General features: G+C 71.5%; 18 protein-coding genes. 11 read left to right on the forward strand and 7 right to left on the reverse strand.

What is annotated here, in order from left to right; all coding sequences use genetic code 11:
- Window positions 1-38 precede the first annotated feature (38 nt).
- The 6 genes from ACQ393_RS09020 (at window position 39) to lnt (ending at window position 7,298) form a co-directional block, all read left to right on the forward strand.
- Complete coding sequence (locus ACQ393_RS09020) at window positions 39-1,058, forward strand: helix-turn-helix transcriptional regulator (RefSeq protein WP_430646491.1); 1,020 nt, start codon at window positions 39-41, stop codon at window positions 1,056-1,058.
- Window positions 1,055-2,074 carry a helix-turn-helix transcriptional regulator gene (locus ACQ393_RS09025; protein WP_430646492.1) on the forward strand — a complete coding sequence of 340 codons (1,020 nt, stop codon included), beginning with the start codon at window positions 1,055-1,057 and terminating at the stop codon, window positions 2,072-2,074. The genes ACQ393_RS09020 and ACQ393_RS09025 overlap by 4 nt, the downstream gene beginning before the upstream one ends.
- A 63-nt stretch (window positions 2,075-2,137) precedes the next feature.
- A complete protein-coding gene (tatA, locus tag ACQ393_RS09030) occupies window positions 2,138-2,419 on the forward strand; it encodes a twin-arginine translocase TatA/TatE family subunit (RefSeq protein WP_430646493.1) in 282 nt (93 codons plus the stop codon).
- Window positions 2,420-2,469: 50 nt separating this feature from the next.
- Window positions 2,470-3,234, forward strand: a complete 765-nt coding sequence (gene tatC / locus ACQ393_RS09035) for a twin-arginine translocase subunit TatC (protein ID WP_430646717.1) — start codon at window positions 2,470-2,472, stop codon at window positions 3,232-3,234.
- Between the two features lie 12 nt (window positions 3,235-3,246).
- Entirely contained in the window at window positions 3,247-5,676 is a 2,430-nt protein-coding gene (locus ACQ393_RS09040) for a DEAD/DEAH box helicase (protein WP_430646494.1), read from the forward strand.
- Entirely contained in the window at window positions 5,673-7,298 is a 1,626-nt protein-coding gene (gene lnt, locus ACQ393_RS09045; protein WP_430646495.1) for an apolipoprotein N-acyltransferase, read from the forward strand. The genes ACQ393_RS09040 and lnt overlap by 4 nt, the downstream gene beginning before the upstream one ends.
- Here the strand turns inward: lnt and ACQ393_RS09050 are convergent.
- From ACQ393_RS09050 to ACQ393_RS09065, 4 genes are all read right to left on the reverse strand, one after another.
- A complete protein-coding gene (locus tag ACQ393_RS09050) occupies window positions 7,295-7,660 on the reverse strand; it encodes an RNA polymerase-binding protein RbpA (RefSeq protein WP_129234554.1) in 366 nt (121 codons plus the stop codon). The genes lnt and ACQ393_RS09050 overlap by 4 nt on opposite strands.
- 85 nt (window positions 7,661-7,745) lie before the next feature.
- Entirely contained in the window at window positions 7,746-8,498 is a 753-nt protein-coding gene (locus tag ACQ393_RS09055; RefSeq protein WP_430646496.1) for a glycerophosphodiester phosphodiesterase family protein, read from the reverse strand.
- Window positions 8,499-8,503: 5 nt separating this feature from the next.
- A complete protein-coding gene (locus tag ACQ393_RS09060) occupies window positions 8,504-9,469 on the reverse strand; it encodes an SPFH domain-containing protein (protein ID WP_430646497.1) in 966 nt (321 codons plus the stop codon).
- A complete protein-coding gene (locus ACQ393_RS09065) occupies window positions 9,466-9,939 on the reverse strand; it encodes an NfeD family protein (RefSeq protein WP_430646498.1) in 474 nt (157 codons plus the stop codon). The genes ACQ393_RS09060 and ACQ393_RS09065 overlap by 4 nt, the downstream gene beginning before the upstream one ends.
- Window positions 9,940-10,063: 124 nt before the next feature.
- Here ACQ393_RS09065 and ACQ393_RS09070 point away from each other — a divergent pair, with 124 nt between their 5' ends.
- Window positions 10,064-10,831 carry an SDR family oxidoreductase gene (locus ACQ393_RS09070; RefSeq protein WP_430646499.1) on the forward strand — a complete coding sequence of 256 codons (768 nt, stop codon included), beginning with the start codon at window positions 10,064-10,066 and terminating at the stop codon, window positions 10,829-10,831.
- 71 nt (window positions 10,832-10,902) lie between these two features.
- Here the strand turns inward: ACQ393_RS09070 and ACQ393_RS09075 are convergent, their stop codons facing one another.
- A complete protein-coding gene (locus ACQ393_RS09075) occupies window positions 10,903-11,511 on the reverse strand; it encodes an HdeD family acid-resistance protein (RefSeq protein WP_430646500.1) in 609 nt (202 codons plus the stop codon).
- A 203-nt stretch (window positions 11,512-11,714) separates the two neighbouring features.
- Here ACQ393_RS09075 and ACQ393_RS09080 point away from each other — a divergent pair, with 203 nt between their 5' ends.
- Complete coding sequence (locus ACQ393_RS09080; RefSeq protein WP_430646501.1) at window positions 11,715-13,394, forward strand: RecQ family ATP-dependent DNA helicase; 1,680 nt, start codon at window positions 11,715-11,717, stop codon at window positions 13,392-13,394.
- Window positions 13,395-13,412: 18 nt separating this feature from the next.
- Here the strand turns inward: ACQ393_RS09080 and ACQ393_RS09085 are convergent, their stop codons facing one another.
- Window positions 13,413-14,477 (reverse strand): 1-acyl-sn-glycerol-3-phosphate acyltransferase, encoded by a 1,065-nt coding sequence (locus tag ACQ393_RS09085; protein WP_430646502.1) that lies wholly within the window; start codon window positions 14,475-14,477, stop codon window positions 13,413-13,415.
- Window positions 14,477-15,346 (reverse strand): patatin-like phospholipase family protein, encoded by an 870-nt coding sequence (locus ACQ393_RS09090; RefSeq protein ID WP_430646503.1) that lies wholly within the window; start codon window positions 15,344-15,346, stop codon window positions 14,477-14,479. Before ACQ393_RS09090 ends, ACQ393_RS09085 begins: the two co-directional genes overlap by 1 nt.
- Window positions 15,347-15,447: 101 nt before the next feature.
- Here ACQ393_RS09090 and ACQ393_RS09095 point away from each other — a divergent pair, with 101 nt between their 5' ends.
- The 3 genes from ACQ393_RS09095 to ACQ393_RS09105 all read left to right on the forward strand — a co-directional run bounded on the left by ACQ393_RS09095 (window position 15,448) and on the right by ACQ393_RS09105 (window position 18,775).
- The gene (locus ACQ393_RS09095; RefSeq protein WP_430646504.1) at window positions 15,448-15,891 is read left to right on the forward strand and encodes a helix-turn-helix transcriptional regulator; all 444 of its coding nucleotides are present in this window, start codon (window positions 15,448-15,450) and stop codon (window positions 15,889-15,891) included.
- Between the two features lie 10 nt (window positions 15,892-15,901).
- Complete coding sequence (locus ACQ393_RS09100) at window positions 15,902-16,312, forward strand: VOC family protein (protein ID WP_430646505.1); 411 nt, start codon at window positions 15,902-15,904, stop codon at window positions 16,310-16,312.
- A gap of 78 nt (window positions 16,313-16,390) precedes the next feature.
- Window positions 16,391-18,775, forward strand: a complete 2,385-nt coding sequence (locus ACQ393_RS09105) for an ATP-binding cassette domain-containing protein (protein ID WP_430646506.1) — start codon at window positions 16,391-16,393, stop codon at window positions 18,773-18,775.
- Window positions 18,776-18,918 lie beyond the last annotated feature (143 nt).

Genomic DNA, 18,918 nt, shown 5'->3' on the forward strand with positions numbered 1-18,918 from the left:
CGCCGTGCCGCCCCGGGCGCTTCAGTATGATCGCTGACGTGGCGTCATCCAAGCCCGCGGGGGAGTCCCGGATCCCGGTCGAGGACCGGCTGTTCAGCCTCGTGCTCGCGCTCCTCGCGACCGAGACCGGCCTGCTGAAGTCCGAGATCCTCTCGACCGTCCGCGGCTACGCCGAGCGCTACGACCCGCGCGGCGGGAACGCGAACCTCGAGCGCCAGTTCGAGCGCGACAAGGACGACATCCGCGATCTCGGCATCCCGCTCGAGACGGTGGAGTCCCCGGATCGGCCGGGCGACAACCAGTCGCTCCGGTACCGCATCCCGAAGGGCGAGTACGACCTGCCGGTCGACGTCCGGTTCACGCCCGACGAGCTCGCCCTGCTGGGGCTCGCGGCCGAGGTGTGGCGCGAGGCGTCGCTGTCGGCCGACTCGCAGCGCGCCCTCACCAAGCTCCGCTCGCTCGGCATCGAGCCGCGCGAGCCGGTCATCGGCTACGCGCCGAGGCTGCGCGTGCGGGATGCCGCGTTCGAACCGATCCGCCAGGCCCTCGACAAACGGCAGCGCGTGCGCTTCCACTACCTCAAGCCGGGGGAGCGGGCTCCGCGCCTGCGCACGGTCGAGCCGTACGCGGTCGTGCTCCACGAGGGGCGCTGGCACCTGCACGGGCGCGACGTCGACGCGGCCGGCACGCGGACCTTCCTCCTCTCGCGCATCGTGGGCGACGTGAAGACGCTCACCGGTGCGCCGTTCGACGCGCCGCCGGCCGACGTGCAGGACCGGGTCCTCGCCGACCTGCAGGCGCTGCGACTCTCGAACTCGGCCGACCTCGCCGTGAGCGCCGGATCCGACGCCGAGGTGCGTCTGGGCAAGCGCGCGGCCGAATCCGACGAGGACGCCGGCGTCATCCGCCTCCATTACACCGACGAGGCCGTCTTCGCCGACGAGCTCGCCTCCTACGGGCCGGAGGTCCGCGTGATCGCGCCCGATTCGCTGCGGCGCGCCGTGCGCGACCGCCTCGCCGCCGTGGCTGCGGCGCACCGCGCGGGAGGCGCCGCATGAGCGCTCGCCCGCCTCGGCGGCCCGCGGGGCTCCGCGCGCCCGACAAGCTGGTCTTCCTGCTGTCGCTCGTCCCGTACCTGCTCGAGCAGCGCGTCGTCGACGTGCCGGATGCCGCCGCCCACTTCGGCGTCGGCGAGCAGGAGATCCGCGACGCCGTCATGCTCATCGCGACCTCCGGCCTGCCCGGCGCGACCGGCACGTACCAGCCGAACGACCTGTTCGACATCGACTGGGACGCATTCGAGGAGGACGACGTCATCGTGATCGTCCACCACGTCGCGATCGACGACGCCCCGCGGCTCTCCGCGCGCGAGGCGGCTGCGCTGATCGCCGGGCTCCGCTACCTGTCTGCGGCACCGGAGAACGAGGGCAGCGCGTCGCTCGCGGCACTCACGGAGAAGCTCCGCGCGGGTGCCTCGGGAGAACCCAGCCGGATCGCGGTGGCCGAGGAGGCCGTCGATCAGACCCTCGCCGAGGTGCGGCACGCCGTGGCATCCGGTCACCGCCTCGAGTTCGACTACCTGAACGCCCGCGGCGAGCACCGGCGTCGCCGTGCGGACCCGCTCCGCATCGCCTCGCTCGGGGCCGACTGGTACGTGCAGGCGTACGACCTGCTCCGCGAGGACGTGCGCAACTTCCGCATCGACCGGATGAGCGGCCTGCGCGTCACGGACGAGCCGATCGGCGACCACTCCGGGCGGGCCATCCCCGAGACCCTCTTCCAGGCGTCGCCCGACGACCTCGAGGTCGCGGTCGACGTCGCGCCGGAGAGCCTGCCGCTCCTCGCCGACTACCTCGCCGACGCCACGTCCTCTGAGGTCGACGGCCGGCTGCGCGTCACGCTCCGGCTCGCCCACGTGCACGGACTGAAGCGCCTCGTCGCGGGCCTCCCCGGGCTGGTCACCGTGGTGGCTCCCGACGAGGCCCGGGAGGTCGTCGCCGCGTGGGCGGAGGCTGGCCTCGCCGGGTACCCGGACGACCTGTCCGATCGTGATCCGATCGAAGCAGAGGTGTGAGTCCACCGCCTCACGGGAGCAGGTAGACTGGCCGCACCATCCCGCCAGAATGGACGCATACCTATGTTTGGAAACGCCTTCACCGGTTGGCACGCGCTGATCATCCTCCTGGTGATCCTGCTGCTGTTCGGTGCCCCGAAGCTTCCCGCACTCGCGCGGAGCCTGGGCCAGTCGATGAAGATCCTCAAGAACGAGGTCCGTTCCGAGGGTGACGACGCCGAGGCCAAGGACGGCACTGCGGCGAACGTCGAGGCTCCCGCCTCGTCGACCACGTCGGCCCCCGCGTCGACGACTCCCGCCCCGGTCGAGCAGCCGAAGCGCGCGGACTCCGGCCCGAGCGCCTGAACCGCATGACCGCGGTGAAGGATCGCGGGGAGAAGAACCGCGAGAAGCGGATGTCGCTCGGTGCGCATCTCATCGAGCTGCGCAAGCGCCTCTTCCGGTCCGCGATCGCCATCGTCGTCGGCATGGCCGTCGGCTGGTGGCTGACGGACGCGTTCGTGTGGCAGGCCATCCAGGACCCCGTCAACCTCGTCGTCGAGGCGCAGCAGGGCACGGACGCCGCGTCAGCCGGCATCATCTTCCCGACGATCTCCAGTGCCTTCGACCTGCGGCTGCAGATCGCGTTCACCCTCGGCATCGTCATCTCGGCGCCGGTCTGGCTCTACCAGGTGTTCGCGTTCCTCGTCCCCGGGCTCAACACGCGGGAGAAGAAGTACACGTTCGCCTTCTTCGCCACCGCGATCCCGCTGTTCTTCGCCGGGTGCGCGGCCGGCTGGTTCGTGCTGCCGAACATCGTCAAGCTCATGACGAGCTTCGTGCCCGAGGGGGCCGAGACCCTGCTCACCGCGAAGGAGTACATCGACTTCGTCCTGAAGCTCGTCGTCGCGATCGGCATCGCCTTCGTCGTGCCGGTCTTCATCGTCCTGCTGAACTTCGCGGGCATCCTGAGCGCCGCATCGATCATCAAGTCGTGGCGCATCGCGATCCTCGTGATCGTCCTCTTCACCGCGTTCGCGACGCCGTCGGCCGACGTGGTCTCGATGTTCATGCTGGCGATCCCGATGATCGGCCTCTACTTCGCGGCGTACGGCATCGCCTATTTCCACGACCGTCGAGTGGCCAAGCGCAATCAGTTGGAGTTCGGCGACGCTGTCTAGGCTGGAGGGGTGATGAGCCTCTCGCCGGCGGAACGCTACGCACTGTCGCGACAGCAGCGCCGACAGCCTCGACTGCAGGAGTTCGCCGCGAACCTCGCGTTCGACCTCGACCCCTTCCAGCGCGCGGCGTGCGCATCCCTCGACGAGGGTCGCAGCGTGCTCGTGGCCGCGCCGACCGGTGCCGGGAAGACCGCCGTCGCCGAGTTCGCGGTGCATCTCGCGATGCACGGCGCCGACGAGAAGGTCTTCTACACGACGCCCATCAAGGCGCTGTCGAACCAGAAGTACCAGGAGTTCGTCGAGGCCTGGGGCGCGGCGAACGTCGGCCTGCTCACCGGCGACACCAACATCAACTCCGGCGCCCGGATCGTGGTCATGACCACCGAGGTCCTGCGCAACATGCTCTATGCGGACTCGCCCCTCCTGGAGCGCCTGGCATTCGTGGTCATGGACGAGGTGCACTACCTCGCCGACCGGTTCCGCGGGGCGGTGTGGGAGGAGGTCATCATCCACCTGCCCGAGCACGTGCGACTGGTCTCGCTGAGTGCGACGGTCTCGAACGCCGAGGAGTTCGGCGACTGGTTGCAGGCCGTCCGCGGCGACACCGACGTGATCGTCTCCGAGCAGCGACCCGTACCGCTCGAGCAGCACGTGCTCGTCGGATCCAAGCTCGTGGACCTGTTCGACTCGTCCGGCCAGGCCGCGACACACCGGGTCAATCCCGAACTGCAGCGCCTGGCCCGTGCCGGCGGCCGCTCGATCGGGGGACGGTCGCAGCGGGGCAGGCGCGAAAGCGATCGCGGCCGCTACCACAAGCCGGCTCCCGGTTCGGGCCGCGCGGATCGGCCCGAGGTCGTCGAGCTCCTGAGCGGCAAGCACCTGCTCCCGGCGATCTTCTTCATCTTCTCGCGCGCCGGATGCGACCAGGCCGTGCGCCAGATGCTGCGCAGCGGCATCCGACTCACCGATGCGGAGGAGCGCGCGGAGATCCGCGAGATCGTCGAGGAGCGCGTGCGGCTGCTGCGCGACGACGACCTCGCCGTGCTCGGCTACTGGGAGTGGGTGGAGGGGCTGCAGCGCGGCGTCGCCGCGCACCACGCCGGCATGCTCCCGACCTTCAAGGAGGTCGTCGAGGATCTCTTCCAGCGCAAGCTCCTGAAGGTCGTGTTCGCGACCGAGACGCTCGCGCTCGGAGTGAACATGCCGGCGCGCTCGGTCGTGCTCGAGAAGCTCGAGAAGTTCAACGGCGAGGCCCGGGTACCGATCACCCCGGGCGAGTACACGCAGCTCACCGGCCGCGCGGGGCGGCGGGGGATCGACATCGAGGGGCATTCGGTCATCCAGTGGGTCGACGGGCTCGACCCCGAGGCGGTCGCCTCGCTCGCGTCGCGCCGCAGCTACCCGCTGAACTCGAGCTTCACTCCGACGTACAACATGGCCGTGAACCTCGTCGACCAGTTCGGCCGCGAACGGACCCGGCAGATCCTGGAGCTCTCGTTCGCCCAGTTCCAGGCCGACCGGGCCGTCGTCGACCTCGCGCGCACGCTGCGCAAGCAGGAGGAGTCGATGGCCGGCTACGAGGAGGCCATGCGCTGCCACCTCGGCGACTTCGGCGAGTACGCCGGCATCCGCCGCCGCATCGCGGACCTCGAACGACAGACCTCGAAGGGCAACCCGACGCACGCCCAGCGCGAGCGGATGCAGCGGGAGCTCGCCGCGGAGCGCAAGCGGCTCCGCGCCCACCCGTGCCACGGCTGCGCCGAGCGCGAGCAGCATGCGCGCTGGGCCGAGCGCTGGTGGCGGTTGAAGCGCGACCACGACGACCTCTCGCGACAGATCCGCACCCGCACCGGCCAGGTGGCCAAGCGGTTCGATCGCGTCGCCGAGGTCCTCGAGGAGCTCGGCTACCTCGAACGGGACGGCGGCGGCGGGATGACCTCGACGGCCGCCGGACGGACGCTGAAGCGCATCTACGGCGAGCGGGACCTCCTCGTGGCCGAGGCGCTCCGTCGCGGACTCTGGGACGGCCTCGACGTCCCGTCGGTCGCGGCGATGGCCGCCGCCCTCGTCTACGAGCCGCGCCGCGACGACCGCGGCGTGCAGTACCGCCTCCCGAAGGGCGGGTTCCGGAACGCCTTCGAACTCACCCTCGATGCATGGAGCGAACTCGACGACGTGGAACGCGATCACCGGCTCGCGGGGACCGAGCAGCCCTCGCCCGCCCTCGCCTCGGCGATGCACGCGTGGGCGCGAGGTGCGGGGCTCGCGCAGGTCCTCGCGGACACCGAGCTGGCCGCCGGCGACTTCGTGCGGCTGTCCAAGCAGGTGATCGACCTGCTCGACCAGGTGTCGATCGTCGCCGACGCCGAACTCGGCGCGACGGCGCGCGCCGCGATCGATGCGGTGCGCCGTGGCGTCGTCGCGTACGGGGCGGCGGCGTGACCGCCAAAGCGCCGGTGTCCACGCCGACGGTCCCGTCCACGGATGCCGCGCGCGCGCCGGCGCCGATCCTGCCCCTCTGGGCCGCCCTCATCGTCTCCGCCCTCGGCGGGTTCGTCTACGACCTCGGCTTCCCGGGGGCGAGCGTCTGGCCGCTCGCCTTCGTCGGCATCGCGATGGCGCTCGTCCCGCTCATCGGGCGTTCCCTGCTGTCGTCGTTCCATGTCGGACTGGCGTTCGGCCTCGCCTTCTACCTCTCGCACGTGTCGTGGACCTCGCTCTACCTCGGCCCGATCCCGTGGCTCGCCCTGTCGATCCTCGAATCCCTCTTCGTCGCCGGCGGGGCCGTGCTCGTCACGCTCGCCTATCGCTGGGTGCCGCAGGCGGGACGGTCGCGCTGGCTGCAGCTCATCGCGCTCCCGGCGCTCGTCGCCGGGCTCTGGATCGTCCGCGAGACGGTGACCGGCACGTTCCCGTACGGCGGCTTCCCCTGGGGCCGTGCCGCGCTCAGCCAGTCCAAGAGCCCGTTCGCGCCCGTGGTGTCGTGGGTCGGGTCGACCGGCCTCGGGTTCGCGATGGTCGCGATGACCGCGGGCGCGATCGAATGGGTGCGGGCACGCGGATGGCGCGACCTCCGCACCGCGATCCCGGTCGCCGCGCTCCTCGCCATGGCCGTGGCGGTCCCGGCGTTCCCGACGGCGCCGACGGGCGAACTCCGCGTCGCGAGCGTGCAGGGCAACGGTCCGGCGGGCTACTTCGACGAGCGCGAGCAGGGCGACGTGCTTCGGGCGCAGCTCGAGGCGACCGAGCCGGTGCTCGACGAGGACGTCGACGTGCTGCTCTGGCCCGAGGGCGGTTCCGACATCGACCCGACCCGCAGCGACGCCGTTGCCGGCGTCTTCGACCGGCTGTCGGCGGACCTCGACGCGCCGGTCATCCTGAACACGGTCACCGTCGAGGGAGACGAGGGCGACGAACGCTTCTACAACACCTCGCTCCTCTGGCGGGCGGGGGAGGGCGCCGTCGACCGCTTCGCGAAGCGCAACCCGGTCCCGTTCGGCGAGTACATCCCCGATCGCTGGTTCTACGACGCCCTCGCGCCCGAGCTGACCGGCCTCATCCAACGCGGCTATTCGCCCGGGACGCAGGCGCCCGTGTTCGACGTCGGCGGGACCGTCGCCGGACTCGCCATCTGCTTCGACGTGATCTACGACGGCCTCATCTGGGAGGGCGCGCGTGACGGCGCCGAGCTCTACATGCTGCAGACGAACAACGCCGACTTCCGCGGCACCGACGAGAACCAGCAGCAGCTCGCGATCGCACGGCTGCGCGCGATCGAGACCGGCCGCTCGGTCGTGAACATCTCGACGGTCGGCACGAGCCAGGTGATCGATCCGTCCGGTCGGACGATCGACGCCCTCCCGGCGTACGAGGCGGGTGCGATGGTGACCGACGTCGAGCTCCGCACGGGCCTCACCCCGTCGGTCGTGCTCGGCGCGATCCTCCCGATCACCGTCGTCGTGCTCTCCCTCGCCGGGCTCGCCTGGGCGGGCGCATCCGCACAGCGCAACGCCCGGCGCCGGATGGGGTCCGGGGCCGGGCGTGAGGCTGCGTCGGGGGCTTAGGCGCCGATCTTCTGCTGGCCGCGACGGGCGCGCAGGTACTGGAGGCGCTCCTCGAGGATCTCCTCGAGCTCGGCCCGCGTACGGCGCTCGAGCAGCATGTCCCAGTGGGTCCGGGCGACCTTCTCGCCCGAGCGATCGATCTCGACGGGCTTGGAGTCGACGAGGAGCACGGCGGAGTTGCCGCAGTGACGGCACTCCCACTCCTCGGGAAGCTCGGCCTCGGTCGAGAAGGTCATCACGGTGTCACGCCCGCACGTCTCGCAACGGTACGTGTAGTCCGCGCGGTCGGCGAAGATCACGCCGTCCTCGCTCTGCAGGCTCTGGGCGCCGATACGCATGCCCCGAAGGCTCCGGTCCGCCATGGCGTACTCCTCTCGATCGTCAACAGGTATAGACGATCAAGCTGGGCATCTTCTTTCCGCACCCTGAGGTTTTGCCGGGGAACTCTCAGGTCTGGGCGACGACGCGCAGCGCCAGGTCGGCGCGATCGGTGACGATGCCGTCGACGCCGAGCGCCAGGAGCCGCCGCATCTCGGACTCGTCGTTCACGGTCCAGACGTGCACCTCGAGACCCGCGGCGTGCGCCGTCTCGAGCAGCGCGGGGGAGAGGAGCCGGAGCCGTCCGACTCGCTCAGGGATCTGCAGCGCCCGCGCGCCGACGACGGCCCGGCGCATGGCCGCGGCACTCCGGGTGCGGGCCGCGGCCGCGGCGCGCAGCACCGACGCGCGGCCCGCCGACGTGACCGCCTCCGGGAGCGCGGCCGCGAGCCGGCGGCGCCGGGCGTCCGAGAACGCGGTGAGCAGGACCCGGTCGACGGCGTCGGCGCGACGGATCGCCTCGATCGCCGCCGGCACCGCGGCATCCGTCTTCACGTCGATGTTGAGGCGCGCCTCGGGGAACGCGTGCAGGAGCTCGTCGAGCGTTCCGAATCCGTGGCCGCCGCCGAGGTCGACCCGCCGGAGCGCGTCGCGTGACAGGTCGGCCACCGCCTCGGGCCGCGCGGCGACGCGCCGCAGCGTCGGATCATGCGCGAGCACCGCCGCGCCGTCGGCGCTCGAGTGGACGTCGGTCTCGAGGTAGCGCGCCCCCGCCCGCAGCGCCGCCTCGAAGGCGGCGAGCGTGTTCTCGGGAACCGCGAGGGCGAGCCCGCGATGCGCGAGCACGCGCGGTGCGGGCGGCGCGAACCAGCCGCCGGCCACCCGGGTCAGCCGGGGAAGCCTGGCCGCGGGGCCGGGCCCCCGGTCGACGCCGTGCCCGAGGCGCCCGCGCCACCGGCGTCGCCGCGGCCGTTCGGCGTGAACGCGCTGCCGATGCCCTTCAGCGCCTCGGTCAGCTCGCTCGGCACGATCCACAGCTTGTTCGCCGCGCCCTCCGCCAGCTGGGGGAGCATCTGCAGGTACTGGTAGCCGAGCAGCTTCGGGTCGGGGTCGCCCTTGTGGATGGCGTCGAACACGGTGAGGATCGCCTCGGCCTCGCCCTGGGCCCGGAGCACCGCGGCCTTGGCGTCGCCCTCGGCCTTGAGGATCGCGGCCTGCCGCGAACCCTCCGCCTCGAGGATCGCGGACTGCTTCGTACCCTCGGCGGTGAGGATCGCCGCGCGCCGGTCGCGCTCGGCGCGCATCTGCTTCTCCATCGAGTCCTGGATGGAGAGGGGCGGGTCGATCGCCTTGAGCTCGACGCGGGACACGCGGATGCCCCACTTGCCGGTGGCCTCGTCGAGCACGATGCGCAGCTGGCCGTTGATGTTGTCGCGGCTGGTCAGCGCCTCCTCGAGATTGAGGCCGCCGACGACGTTGCGCAGCGTGGTGGTGGTCAGCTGCTCGACCGCGCCGAGGTAGTTGTTGATCTCATACGTCGCTGCACGCGCATCGGTGACCTGGAAGTAGACGACCGTGTCGATCGACACGACGAGGTTGTCCTCCGTGATGACCGGCTGCGGCGGGAACGAGACGACCTGCTCGCGCATGTCGACGAGCGGGAGAAGCCGATCGATGAACGGGATCAGGATGTTCAGGCCCGGCGTGAGGGTCTTGTGGTACCGCCCCAGCCGTTCGACCACGCCCGCGTAGGCCTGCGGGATGATCCGGATCGACTTCGCGATCACCACGATCGCGAAGATCGCGATCGCGACGACGACGATCAGGGCGATGATGGGTCCGACGTCGTTCACGCCTGGGTGCTCCTCTCCATCGGGACGACGACCGCCGTCGCCCCGTCGATGCCGGTCACGAGCACGTGCTCGCCCACGGCGACATCGGCCTGCTCGGTCACCGGCGAGAGCCGCGCCGTCCAGACCTCTCCGTTCTGCAGGCGGACCTGGCCGCCCGCCGGGCCGACCGTCCGGACCACGGTGCCCGATGCGCCGATCAGGGCGTCCACGTTGCTCCTCGCCGGGTCGGCGCCGCGGCGCAGGAGCCGCAGCAGCGATGGCCGGAGCGTCAGGATGAGCGCGATCGCGACGACCGCAGCGACGATGAACTGCGCCCACCACGGGATGCCGAGGAGTCCGGAGAGCAGGCCGGCCACGCTGCCGAGGGCGAGCATCAGGAAGGTCATCTCGAGGGTGAACACCTCGATGGTCGCGAACACCAGGATCAGGACGAGCCAGGCGATCCACGCGTACTGGGTCAGAACATCCACTTGGTCTCCTTCGGGCCCCCGCTTGTCAACCTAGCAGCGCGAGGGCGCCCGGTGGGGGAGTTGGTAGTCTCGGTGCGGCGTGCAGCGCGCGCCCGCGACATCCGCACCACACGAGGAGCCCACCGTGACCAACCCGCTCGCCCCCGGATCGCTCGACGGCCGCGTCGCCCTCGTCACGGGCTCGTCCCGCGGCATCGGCGCGGACACCGCCCGCTACCTCGCGGAGGCCGGCGCCGCGGTCGTGATCAACTACCGCAGCAAGGCGCCGCGTGCGGAGAAGATCGCGAACGAGATCGTCACTGCCGGGGGCCGCGCGATCGCGGTCGGTGCCGACCTGACGGATGCCGCGTCGGTGCAGTCGATGTTCGAGCTGGCGGTCGCCGAGCTCGGCTCCGTCGACCTGCTCGTCCTCAACGCCTCGGGCGGCATGGAGACCGGCATGGGCGAGGACTACGCCATGCGCCTGAACCGCGATGCGCAGGTCAACGTCGTCGACAACGCGCTGCCGCACCTCGCTCAGGGCGCGCGCATCGTGTTCGTGACGAGCCACCAGGCGCACTTCATCCGCACCACGCCGACCATGCCCGAGTACGAGCCCGTCGCGCTGTCGAAGCGCGCGGGGGAGGATGCCCTGCGCGCCAAGCTCCCCGAGTTCGACGCGAAGGGCGTCGAGTTCGTCGTCGTGTCGGGCGACATGATCGAGGGCACCATCACCGCGACGCTGCTCGAACGAGCCAACCCGGGCGCCATCGCCGCGCGCAAGGAGGACGCCGGCAAGCTCTACAACGTCGCCGAGTTCGCCGCCGAGGTCGCCTCGGCCGCCGTCGACCCGATCCCCGCCGACCACACGCGCTACGTCGGCGACGTCTCGGGCTTCGCGCCCGAGCGCTGAGCGAGCGTCGCCGCACGACGAGGGCGGGACCGGTCCACCGGTCCCGCCCTCGCGCGTCTGCGGTCAGCGCGTCACGACGACAGCTGCATGCCGCGTCCGAAGGTGAACGCGCGCACGATCTGCACGATGCCGAGGACGATGAGGGCGATGCCGGTCACCCAGAACAGGATGGCGATGCCCCAGAGCGGCGAGAAGAGCAGGACGATGCCGGCGATGATGCTCAGGATGCCGAAGAAGATGCTCCATGCCCTCGACGACGAGTTGCCGGACTGCGCGAGCGCGACCGCGCCCTCGATGATCCAGAGGACGCCGACGAGGATGCCCAGGAAGATGCCGATGACGACGGCGCTCTCGGTCGGGTTGGCGAACATGACGATCGCGCCGATCAGGAACAGCACGCCGAGGATGATGTCGAGCGCCCTGGCGCCGCCCGAGATCGACTTCGAGAAGATGCCGATGCCGAGGTAGGCGAGACCGGCGACCAGGAAGTAGATCGCGAGCATCACCGTCAGCACGACGGCGGACTTCTCGGGCCAGAACGTGATGAACACGCCGATGATCAGGGCGATGACCCCCGTCACGCCGAGGGCGACGCGGATGGTGTTCACCGCCGACTTCGTCATCTCGGCCGAGTCGAAGGCGAACGCCGCGAACACGCTGTTGGACTGCGGGGAGGACATTGCGACTCCTTCCGGCGCGCCCGGAGTGGCGCGCTCGGGTTCAGGCTATTCCCAGAGAGCCGCGTGACGGGGGAGCCGATGGTCCCGCGCTCGGCGTGTCGCGCGTGCCCGCGGCGCGCATGCCGCGAGATCGGCGCGCGCGCAAGCCGTTGCCCCGCCGCGTCGGCGACGGCGAGGCTGTCCGGACCGTCGAGAGGAGCGAGATGCCGACGACCGACACGACCGACGCGCGAGCGATCCGGGAACTGGCCGCCCGGACCATCGGGATCGCGGACCTGCGCCCGGGTCAGGAGCGCGCCATTCGCGAGGTCGCGACCGGGCGCGACACGCTCGTCGTCATGCCGACCGGCTACGGCAAGTCGGCGGTCTACCAGATCGCCGGGCACCTCATCGACGGGCCGACCGTCGTGGTCTCGCCCCTCATCGCCCTCCAGCTCGACCAGCTGCGCCAGGTCGCGGAGGCACCGGGTGCCCACGCCGCCGTCGCGATCAACTCGGGCGGGACCGAGGCCGATCGCCGTCAGGGCTGGGAGTCCCTCCGCGCGGGCGACGCCGAGTTCCTGTTCCTCGCGCCCGAGCAGTTCGGCGTGCCGGAGGTGGTCGAGCGGCTCGGCGCGCTCGAGGTCGGGCTGTTCGTCGTCGACGAGGCGCACTGCGTCTCGGCGTGGGGGCACGACTTCCGGCCGGACTACCTGCGGCTCGGCGCCGTGATCGAGGCCCTCGGTTCGCCCACCGTCCTGGCGCTGACCGCGACGGGCTCCGCACCGGTGCGCGAGGAGATCGTCGACCGGCTCGGCATGCGCGATGCCTGCGTCCTCGTGGGCGGCTTCGACCGTCCGAACCTGCACCTCGAGGTCGTGCGCCACGAGACGAAGGAGGAGAAGGACGCGGCCGTGCTCGAGGAGGCGATGCAGGCGGCGCACCCCGGACTCGTCTACGTCGCCACGCGGGCGCAGGCCGAACGCATGGCGGACGCCCTCGGGGAGCGCGGACTGCGCGCGGCGCACTACCACGGCGGGCTCTCGGCCCGACGCAGGGCGGCCGTGCAGGACGACTTCCAGGCCGACCGCCTGGACGTGGTGGTCGCGACGAACGCCTTCGGCATGGGCATCGACAAGCCGAACGTGCGGTTCGTGCTGCACGGCGACGTCCCGGAGTCCCTCGACGCGTACGCGCAGGAGACGGGCCGGGCCGGGCGCGACGGCGACCCAGCGTCCGTCGTGCTGCACTACCGTCCCGAGGACCTCGGCCTCCGTCGGCTCTTCAGCGCCGGTCGGCCGGATCCCGACCGGGTGCGGCGCGTGGCCGCGGCGTTGACGGATGCCACGGACCCCGTGTCGGTGCGCGACCTCGCCCGGGCGGCCGATGTGCCGACCCGATCGGCCGGGGCGATCGCGAACCTGCTGGTGGAGGCCGGCTTCGCCCGTGACGACCGGGCCCACGTCGTCGCGGACGCCTCGATCGACGCGGAGGCCGCCGACGCCGCCGTCGACGAGCTGATCGGCCGCCGGCGCCGGGTGGCGGAGTCGCGGCTGGCGATGATCCGCGGCTACGCGGAGACCCGGCGGTGCCGGCGCATGGTGCTCCTCGAGTACTTCGGCGACGATCCGGGGGCGCCGTGCGGCAACTGCGACACGTGCGACTCGGGTGCGGCGACGGTCGTCCACGGCGAGTCGGAGGCTGAGGCCGCAGCCGGCTCGAGCGGCGGACCCGGACGTTCCGGCGCGTTCGACGTCGACGAGCAGGTCCGGCACGCGGAATGGGGCGAGGGCCGGGTCATGAGCGTGGAGGTCGACCGGATCACGGTGTTCTTCGGGGACGAGGGCTACCGGGTGCTCGCGCTCGACGCGGTCGAGCGCGGCGGCCTGCTCGCGCGCGTCTGAGGGTCGCACGAGCGGGGGTCAGGCGGGAGACCCGCGCGATCCGATCCAGCGGTCGATCCGTTCCCACTCGGCCATGAGCCAGTCCGAGCGGGCGTCGTGCTCGTCGGGGATCTCGGTGCGCGGAACGTTCCACACCTGCATGGTGATCGTCTTGTCGGTGGGCAGCTCCCGCCAGACGTCGCCGACGGTGCGGATGCGGTCGAGCCCGGTGTGCGCGACGAGGAACACGTCGGCGTCCGGCGCGGCGTCGAGTGCGGCGAACAGGCCGGCGGGTCGCGGCGCCATGACGTTCATCAGGCGTGCGGCGCGCTCAGCCGCTGCCGCGAGGCCGGCGGTCCTCAGCCGCTCGATGGCCCGCGCACGACGGGCCGGGGTGAAGTTCCCGCCCTCCGGGAAGATCACGAGGGCGTCGCGACGCCCCATGTCGGCGGCGAGGTCGGCGATGCGGGCGGTCAGGGGCACCGCCGGTCGGATGCGATCACGGCGAGGACCGCGACGACGCGGTCGACCGGCCTCGCCCGCGACCGGCGGTGGGGCGATGAACCGGTTCGGCAGGCGGTTGAGGACCACGTCCACCGCCGGATCCCACTGCATCGTGTCCTTGAGGATGATGCGCGGCGACCGGTCGAACCAGTTCAGCACCGCGTGGATGAGGATGAAGGAGTCGCCGGGGCCGGCATGCCGACTCGCGATCACCCGCGGTCGTTCGTCGTCGTGGAAGCCCTCCGGCACGCGGACGTCGATCTCGAGGCGGAGGATCCAGTGCGCATTCCAGAACAGGACGCCGAGCATGCGGGCGACGAAGCGGTAGTGCGCCTGCCGGAAGCGAGGCGAGTGGATGCGCCACCCGAAGCCCGAGGCGACCCAGAGGGCGAAGAGCACGACCACGGCCGAGGCATCCCACAGCAGGTAGACGGCGACCATGAGGAGCAGCCGCGGCGTCCGCAGTCGGGGCTCGACGAAGACCGACACGATCAGGGCGATCGTGAGCCATGCCGGCAGCAGCACGACGACGAGGAGCGCCAGCAGGACGACGAGGGGTGCGAGGATTCCCCGGCGCACCCACGGCGGCGGAAGTCGCATCAGTGCCCGGCCCGGTCGACGGGGCCGGCGCCCGCGCCGAGGTCGGGTTCGCGGCGCCGTGCCTCCTCGCGGTCGAGATAGGCGGACGCCGCGCCGTGCGCGGTCGCCATCCGGCGCCGCACGGCCGCGGGGGAGAGGTTGCGGGAGATGCGGTTCTCCCTGGCCGATGCCGTGCCGGTCGGGAGCACGTGCAGCCGCGTGCCCTCGCCGAGTCCCGCCGTGTCGCGCGCGAACCGGTGCCGCCTCGAGATCTCGAACGCGACGCGCGCGTTCTCGAACTGGTTGCGCGGCGGGGTCAGGGCGTGCTCGATGCGGCCCACCTGCATCACGTAGAGGTCCGTCGCGCCGGCGTCGGCGGCCTGCCCGACGGGGATCGAGTTCACGATGCCGCCGTCGACGAAGTGCTCGTCGCCGATCCGCACCGCCGGGAAGAGCCCGGGCAGGGCCGCCGACGCCAGGACGGCGGGCACGAGCGGGCCCGCGTCGAACCAGTGCTCCGCCGCGCGCTCGACGCTCGCGGCGCAGCACCGGAACTCGACCTCGAGGTCCTCGAAGTCGGCCGCTCCGCCGAGTCCGTACGCGAGCATCCGGCGAAGCGGCTCCGGCGACATCACGTGGGCGCGGCCCGGCCGGAGGCCCATCCCCGTGGTGAGGGTCCGCGCGTCCTTCGAACTCCACGCCTCCTCGAGGCGCTCGAGGCTCCGGTCGACATCGGCGGCGATGATCGCGCCGTTGATCGCGCCGATCGAAGTGCCGACGACGAGGTCGGGCCGGATGCCGCGTTCGAGCACCGCACGGAGCATCCCGACCTGCACGGCACCGAGCACGCCGCCGCCGCCGAGGACGAACGCCACCTTCCGGGAGCCCATGGCGCCATTCTGGCACCGGGTCGGGGCCCGACGCGGGCAGGAGGACCCACCCGGTTCGCCGCTGCTGGACTTCGTCGCGGAGAGGTGCGAGCATCACGCTCGTGAGCAGCCGACCCATCGACGCGGACGACCTGCGAGACCTCGCGGTGCTGCGACGCGTGCGCGACCGCATCGATCGCGAGTACGCGCAGCCGCTCGACGTCGAGGCGCTCGCGCGCGGCGCGAACCTGTCCGCCGGGCACCTGAGCCGGCGGTTCCGCGCGGCGTTCGGCGAGTCGCCGTACTCGTACCTGATGACGCGTCGCGTCGAGCGGGCGATGGCGTTGCTCCGGCGCGGCGACCTCTCCGTGACCGAGGTGGGCATCGCCGTGGGCTGCTCGTCGCTCGGCACCTTCAGCACGCGGTTCGCCGAGCTCGTCGGCGTGCCCCCGAGCGTGTACCGGGAGCGCTACGCCGGTGCCACGCTCGGCATGCTCCCGTGCGTGGCGAAGCAGGTCACCAAGCCGGTCAGGAATCGAGAAGCGGCCGTCGGCGGCGGCGGATAGCGTGGCCGACATGAGCCTCTCCATCCACTCCAGCTTCCTGCCGCACCTCGACCCCGACGCGTCCCTCGCGTTCTACCGCGACGTGCTCGGCTTCGAGGTGCGCAACGACGTGGGCTACGAGGGCCTGCGCTGGATCACGGTCGGGCCCGCCGACCAGCCCGACACCGCGATCGTGCTCCACCCGCCCGGCGTCGGACCGGGCATGACCGATGACGATCGGGCGGCGCTGCTCGAGATCATCGCCAAGGGCAGCTACTTCGGCGTGAACCTCGCCGCCACCGACCTCGACGCGGCGTTCGCGTCGCTCGAGGCGGCCGGTGCCGAGATCGTGCAGGAGCCGGTCGACCAGCCGTACGGGCTGCGCGACTGCGCCGTTCGCGACCCTGCGGGCAACCTGATCCGGATCCAGCAGGTGAGCTGAGCCGGCCCGCCGCGTGCCGACGACGCCCCCGTCGAGGCATCCGCGGTGCTTGGATCGAACCGACCCCATGGAGGCACGATGACCACGACCCCCGCCGGTGCGACCGCGACATCCGCGCTGCCGGCCGCCGACGCCCACGACCGGATCCGGGTGCAGGGCGCCCGCGAGAACAACCTGAAGGACGTCTCGGTCGAGCTGCCGAAGCGCCGGCTCACCGTGTTCACCGGCGTGTCCGGCTCCGGCAAGAGCTCGCTCGTCTTCGACACGATCGCCGCCGAGTCGCGGCGCCTCATCGACGAGACGTACAGCGCGTTCGTGCAGGGGTTCATGCCCTCGGTGCCGCGCCCCGACGTCGACGTGCTCGACGGGCTGACGACCGCGATCATCGTCGACCAGGAGCGGTTGGGAGCGAATCCGCGCTCGACGGTCGGCACGGTGACCGACGCGAACGCGATGCTGCGCATCCTGTTCAGCCGGTTCGGCGAACCGCACATCGGCGGTCCGACGGCGTTCTCGTTCAACATCCCGACGCAGAAGGCCAGCGGCGTGATGACCTCCGCAACGGGCGAGAAGACGATCGTCCGCGATGTCGTGTACCTCGGCGGCATGTGCCCGCGCTGCGAGGGGCGCGGCTCGGTGTCCGACCTCGACCTCTCGCAGGTGATCGACGAGCGCCGCTCGTTGAACGAGGGCGCGATCATGGTGCCCGGCTACACCGCCGACGGCTGGATGGTGCGCGGCTTCGCCGAGTCCGGGTTCTACGACCCCGACAAGCCCGTCGCGGAGTTCACGGAGACGGAACGGCACGCGCTGCTGTACAGCGAGCCGAAGAAGGTCCGCATCCAGAACATCAACATGACGTACGAGGGACTGATCCCGAAGATCACGAAGTCCATGCTCTCGAAGGACCTCGATGCGCTGCAGCCCCATATCCGCGCCTTCGTCGAGCGCGTGGCGACGTTCGCCCGCTGCCCGGAGTGCGACGGCACGCGCCTGACCGAGGCGGCGCGGTCGTCGACCATCGACGGCGTGAGCATCGCCGATGCCTGCCGGATGCAGGTGACCGACCTCGCGGAATGGGTGCGTTCGCTCGACCGTCCCGACGCGGGTCCGCTGCTCGCGGCGCTCGTGGCCAACCTCGACGCCTTCGTCACCCTCGGGCTCGGGTACCTCAGCCTGGAGCGGCCGTCGGGCACGCTCTCGGGCGGCGAAGCGCAGCGCATCAAGATGCTGCGGCACCTCGGGTCGTCGCTGACCGATGTCACGTACGTGTTCGACGAGCCGACGATCGGGTTGCACCCGCACGACATCCAGCGCATGAACGCGCTGCTGCTCCGCTTGCGCGACAAGGGGAACACCGTGCTCGTCGTCGAGCACAAGCCCGAGACGATCGCCATCGCCGACCACGTCGTCGACCTCGGGCCCGGAGCGGGGCGCGACGGCGGCGAGATCGGGTTCGAGGGCACGGTCGACGGGCTGAAGCGGAGCGGCACGGTCACGGGTCGGCACCTCGACGATCGCGCCTCGATCAAGCCGTCGGTGCGTGCGCCGAGGGGCACGATCCAGGTGCGCGGCGCCGACGAGAACAACCTCCGCGACGTCGATGTCGATGTTCCGCTCGGGGTGCTGACCGTCGTGACGGGGGTCGCCGGCTCCGGCAAGAGCTCGTTGATCCACGGCTCGATCGCGCCCCGCGCGGGCGTCGTCTCGATCGACCAGGGGGCGATCAAGGGGTCTCGTCGCAGCAGCCCCGCGACCTACACGGGCCTGCTCGACCCCATCCGCAAGGCCTTCGCCAAGGCGAACGGAGTGAAGCCCGCCTTCTTCAGCGCCAACTCCGAGGGGGCGTGTCCGACGTGCAAGGGCGCGGGGGTGATCATCACCGAGCTCGGGTTCATGGACACCATCGAGACGCCCTGCGAGGACTGCGGCGGAAAGCGCTTCCAGGCGGGCGTGCTGCAGTACACGCTCGGGGGACTGGACATCACGGAGGTGCTCGACCTGCCCGTCGCCAAGGCGCGCGAGTTCTTCTCGTCCGGCGCGTCCAGGATCCCGGCGGCGGCGGCCATCCTCGGTCGGCTCGCCGACGTCGGGCTCGGGTACCTCAGCCTGGGTCAGCCGTTGTCGACGCTGTCCGGCGGCGAGCGGCAGCGGCTGAAGTTGGCCATCGCGATGGGGGAGGCCGGCGACGTCTACGTCCTGGACGAACCGACCACCGGTCTGCACCTCGCCGACGTCGACACCCTGCTGCGCCTGCTCGATGGCCTCGTGGACTCGGGCAAGACGGTGATCGTCATCGAGCACCATCAGGCCGTCATGGCGCACGCCGACTGGATCATCGACCTCGGGCCGGGCGCCGGTCACGACGGGGGACGCGTCGTCTTCGAGGGGACGCCCGCCGACCTCGTCGCGAGTCGGGCGACGCTCACGGGCGAGCACCTGGCGGAGTACGTCGGCGCCTGACGCCCGGTCGCACGGAAAGAGAGGAGGAACGCTCATGTGCCTGCATTCGGCGTACGAGGTCGGGGGAGTCGTCCACTCGCGCGACCTGTCGGCCGTGGCCCCGCGTGTTCCCGAGCGGGTGCCGGCGGCGGTGCCGGCGCCGC

It is taken from the genome of Agromyces sp. GXS1127 (assembly GCF_050565425.1).
In the GTDB taxonomy this organism is placed as follows: Bacteria; Actinomycetota; Actinomycetes; order Actinomycetales; family Microbacteriaceae; genus Agromyces.